The sequence below is a fragment of the Pseudoalteromonas sp. SWXJ133 genome (assembly GCF_015864365.1).
Lineage (GTDB): Bacteria > Pseudomonadota > Gammaproteobacteria > Enterobacterales > Alteromonadaceae > Pseudoalteromonas > Pseudoalteromonas arctica.
The window spans coordinates 47,763-64,431 of record NZ_JADYXJ010000027.1 but is presented as its reverse complement, the minus strand read 5'-3'; the positions used below and the strand labels follow the sequence as shown (position 1 = coordinate 64,431).

The 16,669-nt window shown below is 38.8% G+C and carries 14 protein-coding genes; 6 read left to right on the top strand and 8 right to left on the bottom strand.

The window, feature by feature from the left end:
• Positions 1-512: 512 nt before the first annotated feature.
• From I6F40_RS16950 to yegD, 5 genes are all read left to right on the top strand, one after another.
• A complete protein-coding gene (locus I6F40_RS16950; protein WP_197193236.1) occupies positions 513-2,783 on the top strand; it encodes a TonB-dependent receptor in 2,271 nt (756 codons plus the stop codon).
• A gap of 104 nt (positions 2,784-2,887) precedes the next feature.
• Positions 2,888-3,187: a hypothetical protein gene (locus I6F40_RS16945; protein WP_101217785.1), complete on the top strand. Its 300-nt coding sequence runs from the start codon at positions 2,888-2,890 to the stop codon at positions 3,185-3,187.
• A 71-nt stretch (positions 3,188-3,258) separates the two neighbouring features.
• Complete coding sequence (locus I6F40_RS16940) at positions 3,259-3,915, top strand: HAD family hydrolase (protein WP_197193235.1); 657 nt, start codon at positions 3,259-3,261, stop codon at positions 3,913-3,915.
• Between the two features lie 33 nt (positions 3,916-3,948).
• Entirely contained in the window at positions 3,949-4,791 is an 843-nt protein-coding gene (locus I6F40_RS16935) for a DNA ligase (RefSeq protein ID WP_197193234.1), read from the top strand.
• 62 nt (positions 4,792-4,853) lie between these two features.
• A complete protein-coding gene (gene yegD, locus I6F40_RS16930; protein ID WP_197193233.1) occupies positions 4,854-6,218 on the top strand; it encodes a molecular chaperone in 1,365 nt (454 codons plus the stop codon).
• A gap of 19 nt (positions 6,219-6,237) precedes the next feature.
• Here yegD and I6F40_RS16925 read toward each other — a convergent pair whose 3' ends face one another.
• The 3 genes from I6F40_RS16925 to I6F40_RS16915 all read right to left on the bottom strand — a co-directional run bounded on the left by I6F40_RS16925 (position 6,238) and on the right by I6F40_RS16915 (position 8,609).
• A complete protein-coding gene (locus I6F40_RS16925; RefSeq protein ID WP_002958191.1) occupies positions 6,238-6,702 on the bottom strand; it encodes a methylglyoxal synthase in 465 nt (154 codons plus the stop codon).
• Positions 6,703-6,768: 66 nt separating this feature from the next.
• Positions 6,769-7,413: a LysE family translocator gene (locus I6F40_RS16920; protein WP_166378843.1), complete on the bottom strand. Its 645-nt coding sequence runs from the start codon at positions 7,411-7,413 to the stop codon at positions 6,769-6,771.
• Positions 7,410-8,609 (bottom strand): multidrug effflux MFS transporter, encoded by a 1,200-nt coding sequence (locus tag I6F40_RS16915; RefSeq protein WP_166378841.1) that lies wholly within the window; start codon positions 8,607-8,609, stop codon positions 7,410-7,412. Before I6F40_RS16915 ends, I6F40_RS16920 begins: the two co-directional genes overlap by 4 nt.
• A 183-nt stretch (positions 8,610-8,792) precedes the next feature.
• Here I6F40_RS16915 and I6F40_RS16910 point away from each other — a divergent pair, with 183 nt between their 5' ends.
• Positions 8,793-9,266, top strand: a complete 474-nt coding sequence (locus I6F40_RS16910; protein WP_197193232.1) for a hotdog fold domain-containing protein — start codon at positions 8,793-8,795, stop codon at positions 9,264-9,266.
• Position 9,267: 1 nt separating this feature from the next.
• Here I6F40_RS16910 and I6F40_RS16905 read toward each other — a convergent pair whose 3' ends face one another.
• From I6F40_RS16905 to I6F40_RS16885, 5 genes are all read right to left on the bottom strand, one after another.
• Positions 9,268-9,771 carry a bactofilin family protein gene (locus I6F40_RS16905; RefSeq protein WP_197193231.1) on the bottom strand — a complete coding sequence of 168 codons (504 nt, stop codon included), beginning with the start codon at positions 9,769-9,771 and terminating at the stop codon, positions 9,268-9,270.
• Positions 9,761-10,924: a M23 family metallopeptidase gene (locus I6F40_RS16900; protein ID WP_166378835.1), complete on the bottom strand. Its 1,164-nt coding sequence runs from the start codon at positions 10,922-10,924 to the stop codon at positions 9,761-9,763. Before I6F40_RS16900 ends, I6F40_RS16905 begins: the two co-directional genes overlap by 11 nt.
• Before the next feature lie 144 nt (positions 10,925-11,068).
• Entirely contained in the window at positions 11,069-12,382 is a 1,314-nt protein-coding gene (gene fahA / locus I6F40_RS16895) for a fumarylacetoacetase (protein WP_197193230.1), read from the bottom strand.
• 136 nt (positions 12,383-12,518) lie between these two features.
• Positions 12,519-13,565, bottom strand: a complete 1,047-nt coding sequence (gene hppD / locus I6F40_RS16890) for a 4-hydroxyphenylpyruvate dioxygenase (RefSeq protein ID WP_024589439.1) — start codon at positions 13,563-13,565, stop codon at positions 12,519-12,521.
• Between the two features lie 304 nt (positions 13,566-13,869).
• Positions 13,870-16,614: a metallophosphoesterase gene (locus tag I6F40_RS16885; protein ID WP_197193229.1), complete on the bottom strand. Its 2,745-nt coding sequence runs from the start codon at positions 16,612-16,614 to the stop codon at positions 13,870-13,872.
• Between the last annotated feature and the right edge of the window lie 55 nt (positions 16,615-16,669).

Below are 16,669 nucleotides of genomic sequence, written 5' to 3'. Positions count from 1 at the left end.
GAACGAGTGAAACGTTATATTCTTCCAGAAAAAAGAAAACGGCCCAAAAGTAGGACCGTTCGAATTTCAAAAACTCGGTACACCATTAAGTCAAAGCATGCTTAACTGAATGGTGTTAGCTCTTGGGCGGCTTTAAAAAAAAACACAGGTGTTTCTATTTTAGGTTAACATGTAAAACAATCCCTTCTTCGTACTTCATTTCATTAAATCCAATAAAGGACATATGTCCGCATTATTAGGGTTTTTCATCTAAATAGTGGTAAGAATACGCGATTTTGTAGTTAAATGTTGCAAAAAAGTTTCTGCTTATGTCTATATTTATGCAGTAAAGTTGTCACATAATGATATAATCGTCATCGTTCGTTCAGCCTTATAACATCGTTTTTGTACTCTCGGTAATAAGGTCCGCGCGCATGACGCAAGTCGCGAAAAATTGAACGAGCCCGCAATGAATACATTGCGCAACACAAAAAACCGTTGAACAAGAGTGCACAAAAAAGGTTAAACCCAACATGAAAGCAATGAAAAGATCTACGTTAGCTACCCTAATCAATGCAACGTTGTTCTCTGCAGTAGCAGGTACTTCATTTTCTTCTTTAGCTGCACAAGAAGCAGTTAAAAAAAGTAATCAACTAGAAGTTATTCAAGTAACAGCTCGTAAACGCGTAGAAAACGCTCAAGAAGTACCAGTAGCAGTATCTGCTCTACAAGGTGATAACCTTGATGCGTATAGCTCTGCGGGTATGGATATTCGTTTTTTAAATGCGAAAATTCCAAGTTTATCTATTGAATCTTCATTTGGTCGTTCATTCCCACGCTTTTACGTTCGTGGTTTAGGTAATACCGATTTCGATTTGAATGCATCACAACCAGTATCACTTGTTGTTGATGAAGTCGTTCAAGAAAATGCAATTTTAAAAGGCTTCCCAGTATTTGATGTTGAACGCGTAGAAGTATTACGTGGACCACAGGGAACTTTATTTGGGCGTAATACGCCAGCTGGCCTTGTTAAGTTTGATACTGTTAAACCAAGCCAAGAATTTGATGGCTATGGCTCTGTTTCATATGGTAGCCGTGGCGCTGTAGACACAAGTGGTGCTGTAGGTGGTGCTTTAACTGACCGCTTATCTGCTCGTGTTTCATTATTATGGCAAGATAAAGACGATTACATTGATAACCAAGCTCCAGGTTTTGAAGCTAAAGACGAGCAAGGTGGTTACACTGAAAAAGCGGCACGCGTTCAGTTTTTATATGAAGGCGATGATTTTACTGCTTTATTAAATTACCACACACGTGATTTAGATGGCTCGCCAATTGCCTTTCGTGCAAACGTAATTAAACCAGGTACTAATGAGCTTGTAGACAACTTTGAAAACGATATTGTTTATCAAGATGCAGCATCTCGTTCTACTCAACAAGTAGAATCGGAAGGTGCAAGCTTAAAGCTTGAGTGGGAACTTAAAAACCACACAATCACGTCTATCTCCGCATGGGAAAGTGCTGAAATATATTCGCGTGCCGATATCGATGGTGGCTACGGCGGCTTTTCAATAGATGATGTACCTGTTGCTATGGGACCAGGTTCTATTCCATTTTTTAATGAAAGTGCGGATGGCATTCCAGAGCACGATCAGTTAACGCAAGAGCTACGTTTATCAAGTAACTTTGATGGTGACTTAAATTATCAAGTAGGTGTATTTTACTTTGATGAAGAGCTAACAATTGAAAACTTTAGTTATGACACTTCAAATAATGGTGTTTTAAATGGTTATGTTCGTCAGCAACAAGACACAACTGCTTGGGCTGTATTTGGCTCAGTAGATTATACCTTTACAGATGATTTAAAAGTAACTGCGGGCCTTCGCTACTCTGATGATGATAAAGATTTTGTAGCTTACCGTACTATAAGCCCAATTGGTGCCGGTCCGTTACCACCTGTTAAGCAAAATGTGAGCGATGATCATATTAGCTGGGATTTATCAGCAAACTATAAAATTAACGACGATATTAACTGGTACGGCCGCGTAGCTAACAGCTTCCGCGCACCGAGTTTACAAGGTCGTATTTTGTTTGGTAATGATGTAACGACTGCTGAATCAGAAACAATCACTTCTTACGAAACTGGTATTAAATCAGACGTGCTAGATGGGCAAGGCCGTGTTAATGCCACTGTGTTTTACTACACAATGGATGACCAGCAACTTACCGCTGTTGGTGGTGGTGCTAACTTTAACCGCTTGCTTAATGCTGATAAAACAACAGGCTATGGTTTTGAACTAGACTCGCAGTGGGTATTAAGTGACGAATTTAATGCTACATTTAACTTAAGCTACAATAAAACTGAAATCAAAGATAGCAATCTAAGTATTGCAGCTCCTAATCGTCCAACGTTAAATATTACAGACCCTGTAGTAGACGGTAAAGTATTTCTTGATGGCAATAACTTACCGCATGCACCTGAGTGGATCTCTAACTTTACGCTTCGCTACACTAAAGAATTAGCTGATGGTAATTTCTTTGCTAGCGGTGATATTTCTTACCGCAGTAAAATCAATATGTTCCTTTACGAATCAGTAGAGTTTGAAGGTAAAGAGCTTATTGAAACAGGTTTGCGTACAGGTTACACATGGTCTGAAGGTGATTATGAATACGAAGTAGCCGCTTTTGTTCGTAACTTATTTGACGAGCAACAAGTTATTGGTGCTATAGACTTTAATAACAATACAGGTATTGTTAATGAAGAGCGCTATGTTGGTGCTGAATTTAAAGTTAACTTTTTCTAAACGTTAACCTAAATGTATTAATTTTTAAAAGCCTGCCTTGTGCAGGCTTTTATGTTTTTATAAAGCTGGTAAAGTAGCGTTAATTAATTTAAAGAGATAAGAAAATGGCTGGATTTTGGAATTACCGTGTAATTTTTTGTGAAGCAACGAAAGATGAAGCAGCGCAATATCAAATACACGAAGTAGAATATAACTTGAACGGTAAAGTGACTAACTGGTCAGAAACAGGCGCAGCCCCTTTTGGTACAACACTTGATGAGTTGAAAGATGACTCAGATCGTTTAAAAACAGCATTTGAAAAGCCTGTACTTAAAGTTATGCGTAAAACGCGCGGCTACGAGCTTGTTGATGTTGAAACAGGTGAAGAAGCAACGGGTGAGCCACCAGCAGGTTTGACTCAGTAATAGTATAAATAAAGGCGCTTAGGCGCCTTTTTTATTGTCAAAATTTGGCTTAGGTTAAATAAGGGATGAGGATGACATTAGAAGCAGTATTATTTGATATGGATGGCACATTAGTTGATTCAGAAAGCATGCACTTTGTATGTTGGAGTAAACTACTTAAGCCTTATGGTGTTAGTTATTTAGAAAGTGATTTTTGTCAGCGTTTTTCGGGGCGTCCTACTTTAGAAGCTGCCATCGACATCAAGCAAGAGCATAATCTATCAGTAACCGCACAATTTTTAGCAGATGAAAAATACCGTTTATTTGGTGAATATGTAATAACACATTTACCGCCACTAATGCCGTTTACTGAGCAAACGTTGAAAGCGGTAAAAAGTAGTGGCTTAAAAATGGCGCTAGTAACAGGTAGTGCTAAAAGTGAAGCCATGCCAATACTTAAAGGTTTAGGGTTTTATGAGCTGTTTGACACGGTGGTAACAAAAGACGATGTAACTAATCCTAAACCTGCTGGAGACCCATATTTACTGGCACTTAAGCAGATAAATATACAGGTAGGCAATGCAATAGCCGTTGAGGATACATTTACTGGCGTTACGGCGGCCAACAACGCCTTGTTACGTGTTGTAGCCATTGCTAATAGCCACACTAAAGATCACGATTTTAGCCAAGCTACCTATAAAATGAGTAACTTAGATGAGTTTTGGCAATGGGTGCAATCTCAACTATAGTTTAAGCCAACTTTTACTTGCTTGGATGCGCCAATGTTTACTATTAAACACCTGCTTTTAATTGTTGTTGTACTTTTTACGCAATGTATAAGTGCAGCACAACCCTCTGTTTTACTGGCTAAAGTATATAACGAAACTAAACATTACGATGTAAGTAAGTATTTAGTCAGTGAAAAATATGATGGCGTAAGAGCTATATGGACCGGCACGCAGTTTGTTACTCGCAAGGGCAATATTATCAATGCGCCGAGTTGGTTTACAGCGCCATTGCCAAATGTATGGCTTGATGGTGAGCTATGGACCAAGCGTGAGCACTTTTCTGCGCTTAGTGGCATAGTAAGGACTAAAAAACCTAATAATCATGATTGGCAAACTATTACTTATAAAATATTTGATATGCCAGATGAAAATCTGCCTTTTAGCACTCGTTATAAAAACTATAATGAGCTTATTACTAGCCTAAACTCGCCGCACATTAGCGTTGTAGTTCAATATAGCTTTACTAATAATGAGGAGCTCACAGAGTATTTTGAAAACATAACTAAGCAGGGCGGCGAGGGCGTAATGCTTCATTTGGCCAGTGCTAAGCACAGCAATGGGCGAAGCAGTGCATTACTAAAATTAAAGCCTTATTTAGATGCAGAAGCGGTTGTAATTGCGCACTTACCAGGCAAAGGCAAATACCAAGGTATGTTAGGGGCATTAAGGGTAAAAACAGCACAAGGGCAGGTGTTTTCAATTGGTACTGGGTTTAATGATGCAGAGCGCTCAGCTCCGCCTGAGATAGGTAGCACAGTAACGTACCGCTTTCATGGATTAACAAAAAACGGTTTACCGCGTTTTGCTAGTTTTTTACGAGTAAGAGATAGTTTATAACATTTATAATTTTTACAAAGTGTGCTAAATTGCGCGGCCTTTTTGGTAATGTGTGGTGAAGTATGTTTGTAGGTTTTGATTACGGTAGTTCTAATTGTGCTATGGGTGTAATGAGCGAGGGTAATGTTCAATTAGTAGCGCTAGAGCAAGGAAAACATTACTTACCGTCTACACTTTACACTCATCACAGTGCCTTGGTTGTTGACTTTGTTGCTAAGCACTTACATGGCACAGCCCATGAGCATGACTTTTTAACGCAGCGCCAAGCATTATTAAATACCTTACCTCGTATTAAGTCAGACCTTGATTTACAACCTTCAGATGAAACCCTATTTATTGGTCGTGAAGCGATTAGCGAGTACGTGCAGTTTCCTGAAGAAGGCTACTTTGTTAAGTCCCCTAAATCATTTTTTGGCGCAACAGGTTTAAAGCAAGGTCAAATTAACTTTTTTGAAGATATTGCAACCGCGATGATCTTAAAAATTAAGCAACGCGCTGAGCTCTCTTTAGGTAAAACACTTACACAAACAGTGATTGGTCGCCCAGTAAACTTTCAAGCTGTGGGTGGCGAGCAATCAAATCAACAAGCGGTCGGTATTTTAGAGCGTGCTGCTAAACGTGCTGGTTTTAAAGATGTAGAGTTTTTATATGAGCCACTTGCTGCGGGTATCGATTACGAGAGTGATTTAACTCAGGATCAAAAAGTACTCGTTATTGATATTGGTGGTGGTACAAGTGACTGCTCATTTGTACAAATGGGCCCAAGCTTTAGAGGAAATAGCCAGCGCGATAGCGATTTTTTATCTCACAGTGGTAAACGTGTTGGCGGAAACGATTTAGATATTGCTTTGAGCTTTCATGGTTTAATGCCGTTATTGGGTTTAGGCAGTACGTTTAAATCAGGTCTACCTTTGCCTAATCAAGCGTTTTGGCAAGCGTGTAAAATTAACGATGTAAACTTACAAAGTCAATTTTATAGTGAAAGCCATACCCGAGAGCTAAATGCACAATTACGTGATGTAAGTGCACCTGAGCTTTATAAGCGTTTAATACATTTACAGCAAAACAAGCAAGGTCATCAGTTAGTACAGCAAGGTGAAGCGGCTAAAATAGCACTTTCATCAGCTAGTGCGTTTGATTGTGATTTAAGCTTTTTAGATAGTGGGCTGAATAAAAATGTATCGGTAAGCGATTTAGCTGTTGCCGTTGAGAGTAGTATTAGTCAAATAGTGACTTTAGCAAAACAAGCAATCAGCGACGCTGCGACCACGCCAGACATTATTTACTTAACAGGTGGCAGTGCACAATCACCATTGATTAAAGCGGCTTTAAGTGAGCACTTAGGCAATATAAAAATGGTTAACGGAGATCACTTTGGTAGTGTAACTGCTGGCCTGACTAAATGGGCCAGCATGCTTTATAAATAACCTAGATTACAATTGAGGTTTAAAGATCTATTTGTCGGGTTGCGAGGTATTTTTCGTAATCTGGCAATGTACGTTCAAGCTCTACATCCATAAGTGGTGAGCTTAATAACATATCTGCACTCACCTCATTACACGCCACCGGAATATTCCAAACAGCGGCTAAACGCAGCAGTGCTTTAACATCAGGGTCATGAGGCTGTGATGCTAATGGGTCCCAAAAAAATATTAAAACATGTATCTCATGTTCTGCTATTTTAGCGCCAAGTTGTTGATCGCCGCCCATAGGACCACTTAAAAGCTGAACTACATCAAGTCCCGTGGTTTTTTGAATTAAATGCCCCGTAGTACCTGTGCCATATAAAGTGTGCTTACTTAGTATTTCTTTGTGTTTTTCACACCATAATTTTAGTGCTGCTTTTTTACCATCGTGTGCCACTAAAGCAATATTTTTTTGTGCGGGAAGAGATTGTGTTTTTTGTTCCATGCTAATTCTTTTTATTGGTGAACCTAAACTCGGAAGAATAAATTTCTTAATCAAAGTGCAGGTTAGTTAAAATAATAGATTGATAGCAAGGGCTATAAATACAATGCCGGTGATCCTATCAATCCAAAGTTGGCTATTTGGGTTACGTCTAAAAAACTGTGCAATTTTGTCGCCAAAATAAATATACGTGCAGTCAATCGGAAAAGCAAAAAGAGGGTAAAGTAAGCCAAAAAAAGCGAGTTGAAAAGTAGCAGATGAAAGCGTTGGATCTACAAATTGCGGAATAAATGCAATAAAAAACAGCGCCACTTTAGGGTTTAGCACTTCAGTCATCATAGCTTGAAACATGACATTACTTTTTTTACTGGTACTTATATGCGGTTTATCGGTTTGCTTGCCCTCAGATATAGGTTCTGGCTGCTTTAGCGTGCCTTTAATCATCATAAACCCCAAATAACATAAATATGCTGCGCCTGCATATTGCACTGCGGCATAGGCGCTAGGGGAAGCTTTTAGGACTGCGCTTAGGCCTACAACAGCAAATAGAGTATGAATAACCCCACCTAATGCAAAACCAAAAGCACTTTGCATACCGGCGCTTCGACCATTAGCAAATGTTTGTGCCATCAAAAATGCATTTGATGGCCCAGGTGCTACAGCCATTAAAAAGCTGGCTAATAAAAACGAGACTAAAAAATCAGGATTGATCATTGAGCGCTTTTAGTTGGGTGTAAAGTATGTGCTTTTTTGCTCATTAAAATAATCCAAAGCGGAACTAGTAATAATAAATGAAAAGCAATTAACCACGGTGTACTTAACCCTAAATATTGGGTTAAAACAACGAGTATACTCGCGCCACTCATTTGCATAGCACCAAGTAATGCCGAGGCTGTGCCTGCTTGTTTAGGAAAACTCGACAGAGCCATACCTGCTGCTGAGCCTAAACTTAGAGCAAAGCCTAATGCTGCAATTAAAATAGGTAACATAAGCGCAAATGCCGTTTCTATACCGCTAAGGGCTAGCATTAAAACGCCTGAAAAAACCAGTACACTCACACCGACACGTAAAGCACGTTGGCTATTTCGTTTAATGTACGTTGGTAAAATAAAACTAGCGACAATACTTATTACGGCGTTTAACGTAAACCAAAAAGTAAAGTCGGCTACGGTGCCGCCTAAATGCGTAATGAGCCAGCCTGGAGCTAGCGTCACATAAACTAATATGGCCGACATTGAGACCATGCAAATTAGGCTATTAAACAAAAATACCGGTGTTTTTATAATAGGTGTAAAGCGACGTAAATCTAAAATATGCCCCTGATAATGGCTATCAGCAGGACGAGTTTCTCTAAAAAAGAATAGCGTAACAACAAGGCCTACAATTGCAAACGCGGTTAAAAACATAAAGTTCATACGCCAGCCAAATTGTACGGTAAGCCAAGCTCCTAAAATAGGTGCCATTGCCGGAATAAAGCACACAATCCCGTTAAGGTAGGTGATCATTTGTCCACTTCGTTCACTGCCATATTTGTCACGTACTATCGCAAATGCGACAACAAATGTGGCACAGGCTCCAAAACCTTGAAGGGCACGTGCAATCATCAATATCTCAAAAGAAGGCGAGTAATAGGCAAGTAATGCTGAGCCTGCATATAAACTTATACCCACTATAGCCACTGGCTTTCGGCCAAACCTATCGGCCAAAGGCCCCGCAATTAATTGGCCCAAACCTACTGTTAGCATAAAAATAGCAACGGTTTGCTGAACTTGTTGTTCTGTAACTGCAAATTGTTCTGCAATAGTAGGAAAAGCGGGTAAGTAAATATCAATTGCCATAGGGCAAAATATAACGAGTAACACTAAGATAAGTAACAAAGTCATATTAGGTTTAGCGGGCTGTGTTTGCATTGAGTCTCCTTTTGCCGAGTATTTTAGGTGGGCACTCGTAAAAAAGAAAGGGCTTATGACCCCTGCATAGGTTGTCATTTTTATTTTTTGATTGGATTAAGCTAAAAAGGCAGTGTAAATGCACTTTTTAAAACTGGTCTGATGTGTTAGTTTGATAAAAGTAACTGTTGATGGAAAATAATAATGAGTAATAAATCTGCACTTGTACAAACATGGCACAAATTTAAGCGCTTACCTTTTGGGAACTGGCTTTTTACTAAAGCTGTTTGTTTTAAAGCGCCATATTTTGGTTCGATGAAACCTTACGTGCTCGATCTTCGAGAAGGGCATTGTAGTGCAGTGGTAAAAAATCGTCGCAGCGTCCATAACCATATTGGAACTATTCATGCTATTGCGCAGTGTAACTTAGCTGAGTTGTGTGCAGGTGTAATGGTAGATGCAACAGTACCCGTTAAAACGCATCGTTGGATCCCTAAAGGGATGACAGTTAGGTATTTGGCTAAAGTAGATACAGATGTAAGAGCCGTCGCTGAAATTGATTTACCACATAAATGGATTGACAAAGAGGACCTAGTAGTATCCGTTAAACTTTTTAATACCCGCAATGAACTTGTTTTCACTGCCGATATTACAATGTACATTACAGAGAAAAAGTAACTTACTTTTTCTCTACAGCTTTCTTATTAGTAAAAGACAAACCACTGGCATCATCTTCTTTAAGCAATACTTTAACCTCACTTACAGAAGGCTTAGATTTATCATTAATCAATTCAACATTTTCCTTTTCAAAGCGCTGCTTTAAGCTGCCCTCAATAACTGCACCAGCATCAATACTCAACGTATCATGTAATACATCGCCATTTACATGTGCCGTATGCTGAATTTTTACTTCACTGGCATTTAAGGTACCAATAATTTTACCTTTTACAACAACACTTTTAGCTTCAACAATGCCTTCAACAACCCCAGTAGAACCTATAACTAAATGTTCAGCTTTAATATCACCATCTATACGACCATCTAGTTGCACTTCTCCTTGGCTGATTAAAGTACCAGTCATACGTACATCCTCAGAGATGATAGAGGGAGTTTGACTTATCTTTTTTAAAGGTGAGTTATTTGAAGATGAGTTATCTACTTTTTGCTTTTTTTTACTGAACACTAGAAAACGCCTTTGTTATTTTTAGAGGATTGACTTGCTTGCCATTAAGTAATACTTCGTAGTGCAAATGAGTACCTGTACTTCGACCTGTGCTACCCATTAGACCAATTACGTCGTGTTTAGTGATTAGCTGCCCTTTTTTAACTTTGATTTTATTTAAATGACCAAATCGTGTTACTAAGCCATTTTTATGTTCAAGCTCAATAAAGTTACCATAACCGCCGTTGCGACCAGCTCTAAGAACTACAGCGTCGGCAGGGGCAAATATTTTGGTTTTATGCCAACCAGCTAAGTCAATTCCTTTATGAAATGCATGATTGCTATTCATCGGATCTTTTCTGAGTCCAAAATTGCTCGAAATATAATATTTAGCATTAACCAAGGGAAGAGTGTTTGGCAACTCAGTCAAAAAATTTTCTAAATTATTTAATACTAATAATTTATCAACAATGGCTAGAAAGTGGCTTGGGATTTTTGTTTCGTCAAATATATCAAGCGGACCACCCTGCGCTGTAATTTGTGCGCTTAATATTAAATGTTGTTCAAGAGCCGACTCAAGACCTGCACCTTTAACCATGGATAAAATAGCTTCGTGTCGCTCTTTTATCTGACTACCTAACAGAGTAAAATTTTGTTCGTAATAGTTATTTAAACGAACAGATCTTTCTGTAAATGTAATTGGGCTTATTGATTGTACTTGTTTATCTTTTTTATTTTCATCGATTAACGGCTCATGAAACTCACCGCTACTTTCATTAATTGGTGATTGAAGTTCTTCATCAAATTTAATTGCATCTTTACTAATCGAATTTGGAAGAGATTCTATCATGTTCTGTAGCAGCGCTTGTTTTTGCTCAAGTACTGCAAGTTGTTCTAATTGGGTAGCTTGAAGGGCATGCTGTTCAGAGGCTTTTTTCTGCCAAAGTGTTTGTTTATTTATTTGACTTTGTTCTATGTCAGAAATTTTATTTGTTTGTGTGTAAACACGAAAACTCGAAATACTCAGCCAAGCAAAAGTAACTAAAATAAGCAATGCTACAAGAAGTTGAAACCAAGGTGCTAAAACAACATGCTTAACCTCTCCATTTTGGCGAATAAGCAGCTGACGAGCCGGGAAAAATTTTTGATAAAAAGACTTTATAAATACTGACATGGCATCTAAATACTGGCTATTAACTAGATCAAGATAGCAATTTGAGTTTAAAAAGCCAGAAAAATATTGTAACTATTCGAAAATTAATAAAAAAGGGCTGCTTTTAGTAAGCATCCCTTTTCATGATGTTTTTTAATATGCGTATTATTTTGTAGGCAGTACTGTGCTCTCTACAGAGCCAAAACCAATACGTACATAACCTTCTTTTTCACACCAACCGCGCATAATAACGTTATCGCCATCTTCTAAAAAGTTGCGTTGTTCGCCATTACTTAGCGTGATTTTTTCTTTACCGCCACGAGAAAGCTCAAGTAAAGAACCCGCCTCTTCATGCGTTGGACCAGATTGAGTGCCAGAACCTAACATGTCACCTGGCATAAAGTTACAGCCGTTTACTGTATGGTGAGTAACCATTTGTGCCACAGTCCAGTAAGAGTGCTTAAAGCTAGATGTTGATACGCGTGTAGGGTTATGCCCTTCGCTGCGCATTTTTTGCGTTTGAATTTTAACATCCATTTGAATATCAAAAGCACCTTGGTCGCGGTTCGCTTTTGATTCTAAATAGTCCATGGGCTGTGGATCGTTTTCATCACGTGTCCAGCTTGTTCTATAAGGCGCTAATGCTTCGGTTGTAACAATCCAAGGTGATACAGTTGAGGCAAAGTTTTTAGCTAAAAATGGACCAAGCGGTTGGTATTCCCATGCTTGTAAATCGCGTGCTGACCAATCGTTAAATACACAAAAGCCAAATACGTGATTTTCTGCATTTTCAATCGCAATTGCATCGCCCAGTGCATTACCTTTACCTAAGTAAATACCTACTTCTAGTTCGTAATCAAGGCGCTTACACGGACCAAATGACGGTACTTCTGCATCTGGCGCTTTAGTTTGACCTTTAGGGCGATGAAATGTTTGACCCGATACGTCAATTGAAGAAGAGCGACCATGATAACCAATAGGTACCCATTTATAGTTAGGTAGTAATGGGTTATCAGGGCGAAATAAACTGCCCACGGCGGTTGCATGGTAAATAGAGGTGTAAAAGTCGGTGTAATCACCGATGCGACAAGGTAGTGAAAACTCTATATCAGATTGTGCAACAAGTGTATCGCTAAGTGCTTGTTGGTGCTCAGAGCCTGCTCGTAGTGCTTTTGAAAGCGCTAAACGAAGTGCTGACCAATATTGCTTCCCTAAACCCATAAATGTATTTAGGGTTGCTTCACTTGCTGCATCAGCGGCTGTTTTTGCGTCACCTTTTAAAACGTTTAATTTGCTCAGTTTTGCTAAATCAATTACTTGGTCGCCAATTGCAACACTACCACGAAAGGCCTCATCAGACCCTTTGCGACGAAACTCTGCAAACGGTAAGTTTTGAATAGGGAAGTCACAATTATCAACATTAGCTGACTCTACCCAGCTGGTTAAATTAATATCATGGGTTTCGTTAATTAGGCTCATTACATTTCCTTTGGATTTTACTGTATGGCGACAAGGTATAGTTTATTTAATCATACTTGTACTCAGCGCAATACTTTTTAAATATTAAAACGACAAAAAGCAGCGAAGTTCGCTGCTTTTAATTTACTCAAATATTTTATAAAACGCCGCGACGCTCTTGGTCGCGTTCGATTGATTCAAATAATGCTTGGAAGTTACCTTCACCAAAGCCACCATCATCAACGCGTTGGATCATTTCTATAAAGATTGGACCAAACAAGTTTTTAGAGAAAATTTGTAATAAATAACAATTTTCACTCTGGCTATCTACGAGTATTTGATGCTGACGAATTTTTTCTTTGTCTTCTGCAACCCAAGGTACGCGGTCAAAAATAGTATCGTAGTACTCTGGAATAATATCCAAAGTAGCGATTGTTGATTTATCAAGCTTATCAAGAGAGCTTACTAAATCATCTGTTAAAAACGCTAAATGCTGAACACCAGGGCCGTTGTATTCGCCAAGGTATTCGTCAATTTGGTTATTATCGTTTCCTTTACCTTCGTTTATTGGAATAGAGAAGGTGCCACAAGGGGATTTAAGTGCATACGAAATAAGCGCTGTTTTTTGACCTTTAATGTCAAAGTAGCGTACTTCTGTAAAACCAAATACGTCTTTATAAAAGTTAGCCCATTTTTCCATGGTGCCTTTATAAACGTTATTAGTTAAATGATCGATTCGGATAAAGCCTTTATCTTCTACAACATTTTGCGTTTCTAAATCTTCAAAATCACTTTCGTAAATAGTGCCTTTGTCGCCAAAATTTTCAATAAAGTAAATTAGGCTGTCGCCAATGCCATAAATTGCCGGGTAAGGCATGTTTTTATGTGTTGAATCAGTGGCTGGTTTTGCACCACGCTCTACTGCAGTTTCAAATGCTTTTTGCGCATTCTCAACACGCCAACCCATTGAACAAATAGCAGGACCATGGCTTTTAGCAAATTCGGCAGAAAAACCTTCACGCTCGTTATTCAGTAAAAAGTGAATATCGTTTTGGTTGTAATAAACAATGTCTTTACCTTTGAATTTTTTAAGCTTGGAGAAGCCAAAATCAGTAAATACTTTATCCATATAATCAGCATCAGGTGTTGCGTATTCGGTAAATTCAATACCGACTAAACCTAAATAGTTATTTACTTCACTCATCATTATTACTCCCGCAATTAAGCACTGCGATTATGTGTTGTTGTCATATTGCAGTAGATAATCAACCAGATTTTTGATTTGGGGAAGAGGGGAGCGCTATTTAGTAAATGTGGTATGTGTAAATTTAATAGGACGGTTATTATAAAGTTACGCGTTTGTAATACAGTTAAGTGAAATGAAGAAATATACCATAGGATTGAATGGTGATCTTTTATTATTAATTAGTTGTTTTTAAACGATAAAAAGGAGGTTTAACCTGTGTTAAACCTCCTTTTATAATCAACAAGTCAAAGCCTGTTTGTATTTAATTGTTTACACTTTGAGAGGCGTTACCAAAGAACTTGTTTCGCTGCTCTATCCATAAGTTAGTTTTTATTGCTGGAGCTGCTTTGTAGTGACGTTCAATCGTTTGATTTAACACACGCGTTGGTTGTTCAAAGGTTAATTTTTGTTGTGCAGCGCCCATACTTTTAATTTCGCCACGGGTCATTGCACGGCCAGCATAAAGTAGTGCGTTTAAGTAACCGGGTACTGTTTCGTAGTTATTATCGGTAAATAAAAGTACCGCTTTATCGAGCGCCCAGCGTTTGTCTATTTCACCAAATTCTTTTACACCTGCTAATTCGCCATCAATATATACCTCAAATACGCCATTTGTCGGTGCTGTGTAGAACACAAATGCTACACGGTGCCATTTTTCTGGCTCAGTAGCACCAAAATAACCGCTTTTAAAGGTAGATTGGCCATAGCCACCAGTGGGATCAATAAATATATCAGCATCATCTTCTGAGTAATTCACTGTTTCAGCTTGTATTATAGCCCGATAAATATCTTTGCCTTCAGACGGCCAATATAAATCCATTACTAGAGTATAGTCAGATACCATACCTTCACTTGCAAAGTCACCATTTGCTTGCGTGTTTAATTCAATTTTAAAACCCTCTGTAGGTGAGTGATCAGTAAAAGCCATTACACCAGAAGGACCATCAGTTAAATCCGCAATATCAAGAGCAGTGGTTGTCTCATAGCGTGTATCTTCTGGGCCCCAACCGTCATTTTCTGGATCAAAGTAGCTTAAAACCGATGGGCCAGAGTCTGGAGTTAGTGGGTTTGTTGGATCGTCAAAGTTCCAAGTTGTTATATTAGCCACATCTTGGCAAGCATTAAGCTGTGTGTCTGTATCAAGGTGAAGACATTGAGTTGTTCTAAAGCGTGCGTATTGATCAAGTAGCCACCATGCTTCGGCAATTGGTTTAACATCATTGAAAGTAACACTGCTAAAAAATAAATCTGGATTAAGTGCCGCACCTTTAAATAAAGCGACATTATAATTTGTCGTTACTTGAATATCTTCTGGCTTTAACACAAACCAATCGGGTTGGCTGGCAATCATTGTGTTTAAATCAGTGCCCGTAACAGTTACTTGATACAGTGAATTAAAGCCAGGTGTGTTTGATGGCTGTCTTTCAACATAAAATGTTTTGTGAAAATCTTCTTGTGTAACTGTACCTGGCGTCCATCTTTTTTGCACAAGCTCAGGGTTAAGCAGTGCTGCATTAATTGAGCTTGAATGTTTAGTTGCAAGTGCAGTAATACCCGCAACTTCAAAATCACTCGGATAGTTTTCTGAAATGGCAATTTCGGTATCAGCATCGGGTGCGTAACGTCCCATTATTTCATCGATAGCTAGCTTGGTTTCTTCGTCAGGTTCTATAGATGTTCGCGTATCTACATGTTGATAATCGTAACTACTTAGTGTTTTATTGGCAGTATTAAAGATCAAGTTTAAATCGGTAACACCGCGTGCATAAAAATCAGGCTGAATGACTAAGGCGTTATTATCAAGCTCTATAAAGTCCTCACCACCGTGAGTATGCCCGCCAAGTACTAAGTCTATACCCGGTACATTGGTTGCTATCTCAACATCAGTTCCTTTGCCCAAGTGGCTTAGCATAATCATGTAATCAACGTCATCACTGTATTGGCTTACAATACTTTGTGCGATTTGTTGCCATTTCCAACTCATTTTAAATTGTTTTATAAAGTCAGGAATAGGGTCACCTTCAATTGGCTTGTCAAGCTCATCCCATGGTACCGAAGTCATCCCAAACACACCGAATGTTATGCAGCCAACCTGTACCTTAGCAAAATCGACACCACCAAATTTCTGGTTTTTCTCTCCCTCAAAACGGGTATTACTGGCAAGTACAACAGCATTGTTGTCTTGTGAAAACTCAAGTAGCTTTTCAGGACCCCACGCATAGTCATGATTGCCTAAAACACGTAAATCAAAAGCCATTAGCTTTACAGTTTCATCAGAGGCTAACCCTTGTGATATTTGCTCTGCAACAGTTCCTTTTTCATAATCATCGCCACCATCGGTAAATAATGTATGCGGCGATTCGCTTAGCACTTTTTTATAATAGGCTTTGATGCGACTAAAGTACTGCTCTTGATACCCAAAGCGAGCATGCATGTCGGCAACGTGAACAAATCGTATTGATTGCTCTGTCGCATTAGCATCACATGTAGGGCCAACATCAGAAAATGCCACAGTACGTTGCATTTCTAATGCATAGCTACCTAGTTGATCTACTTGTGCGCTAACAAAACCTTGCGATACCGTTGAATTAGTAATGCTAGACCAAGAACCCCCGTTTAAATGAGCAATAGTTAGTTGCCCACCTAAGGCGTAGTCGTCAGGTATTTTTATGGTGATTGTCATTAAGCTTGAAAGTTGCAATGTACCTGGAGTGAGCGTATGTATATCTGAAATGATATTTTTTGTTTGATTATTTTCATCGAGGATTGATTTTTCGTAGGTTATTTCAGTATCGCTAGCAACTATTTGCCCGGGGGCATTGATAGTAAAGTTACCTTCATCTAATGACGTTTGTAAGCCATTAATATTGGTAATAATTAAACCACTAGGCTCAGACTCCACTGGATCGTTTGGATTGACTGTTACTTCATCACCGGCACCGCAGGCGGATAAAAAAAAGCTAATAATTATAAATGTAATAACACGTGATATCGTTAATAATTGCATGTACTGCTGTCCCTGAGTCTATTCCATAGCTAATTAGGACATAATATCAGTTAAC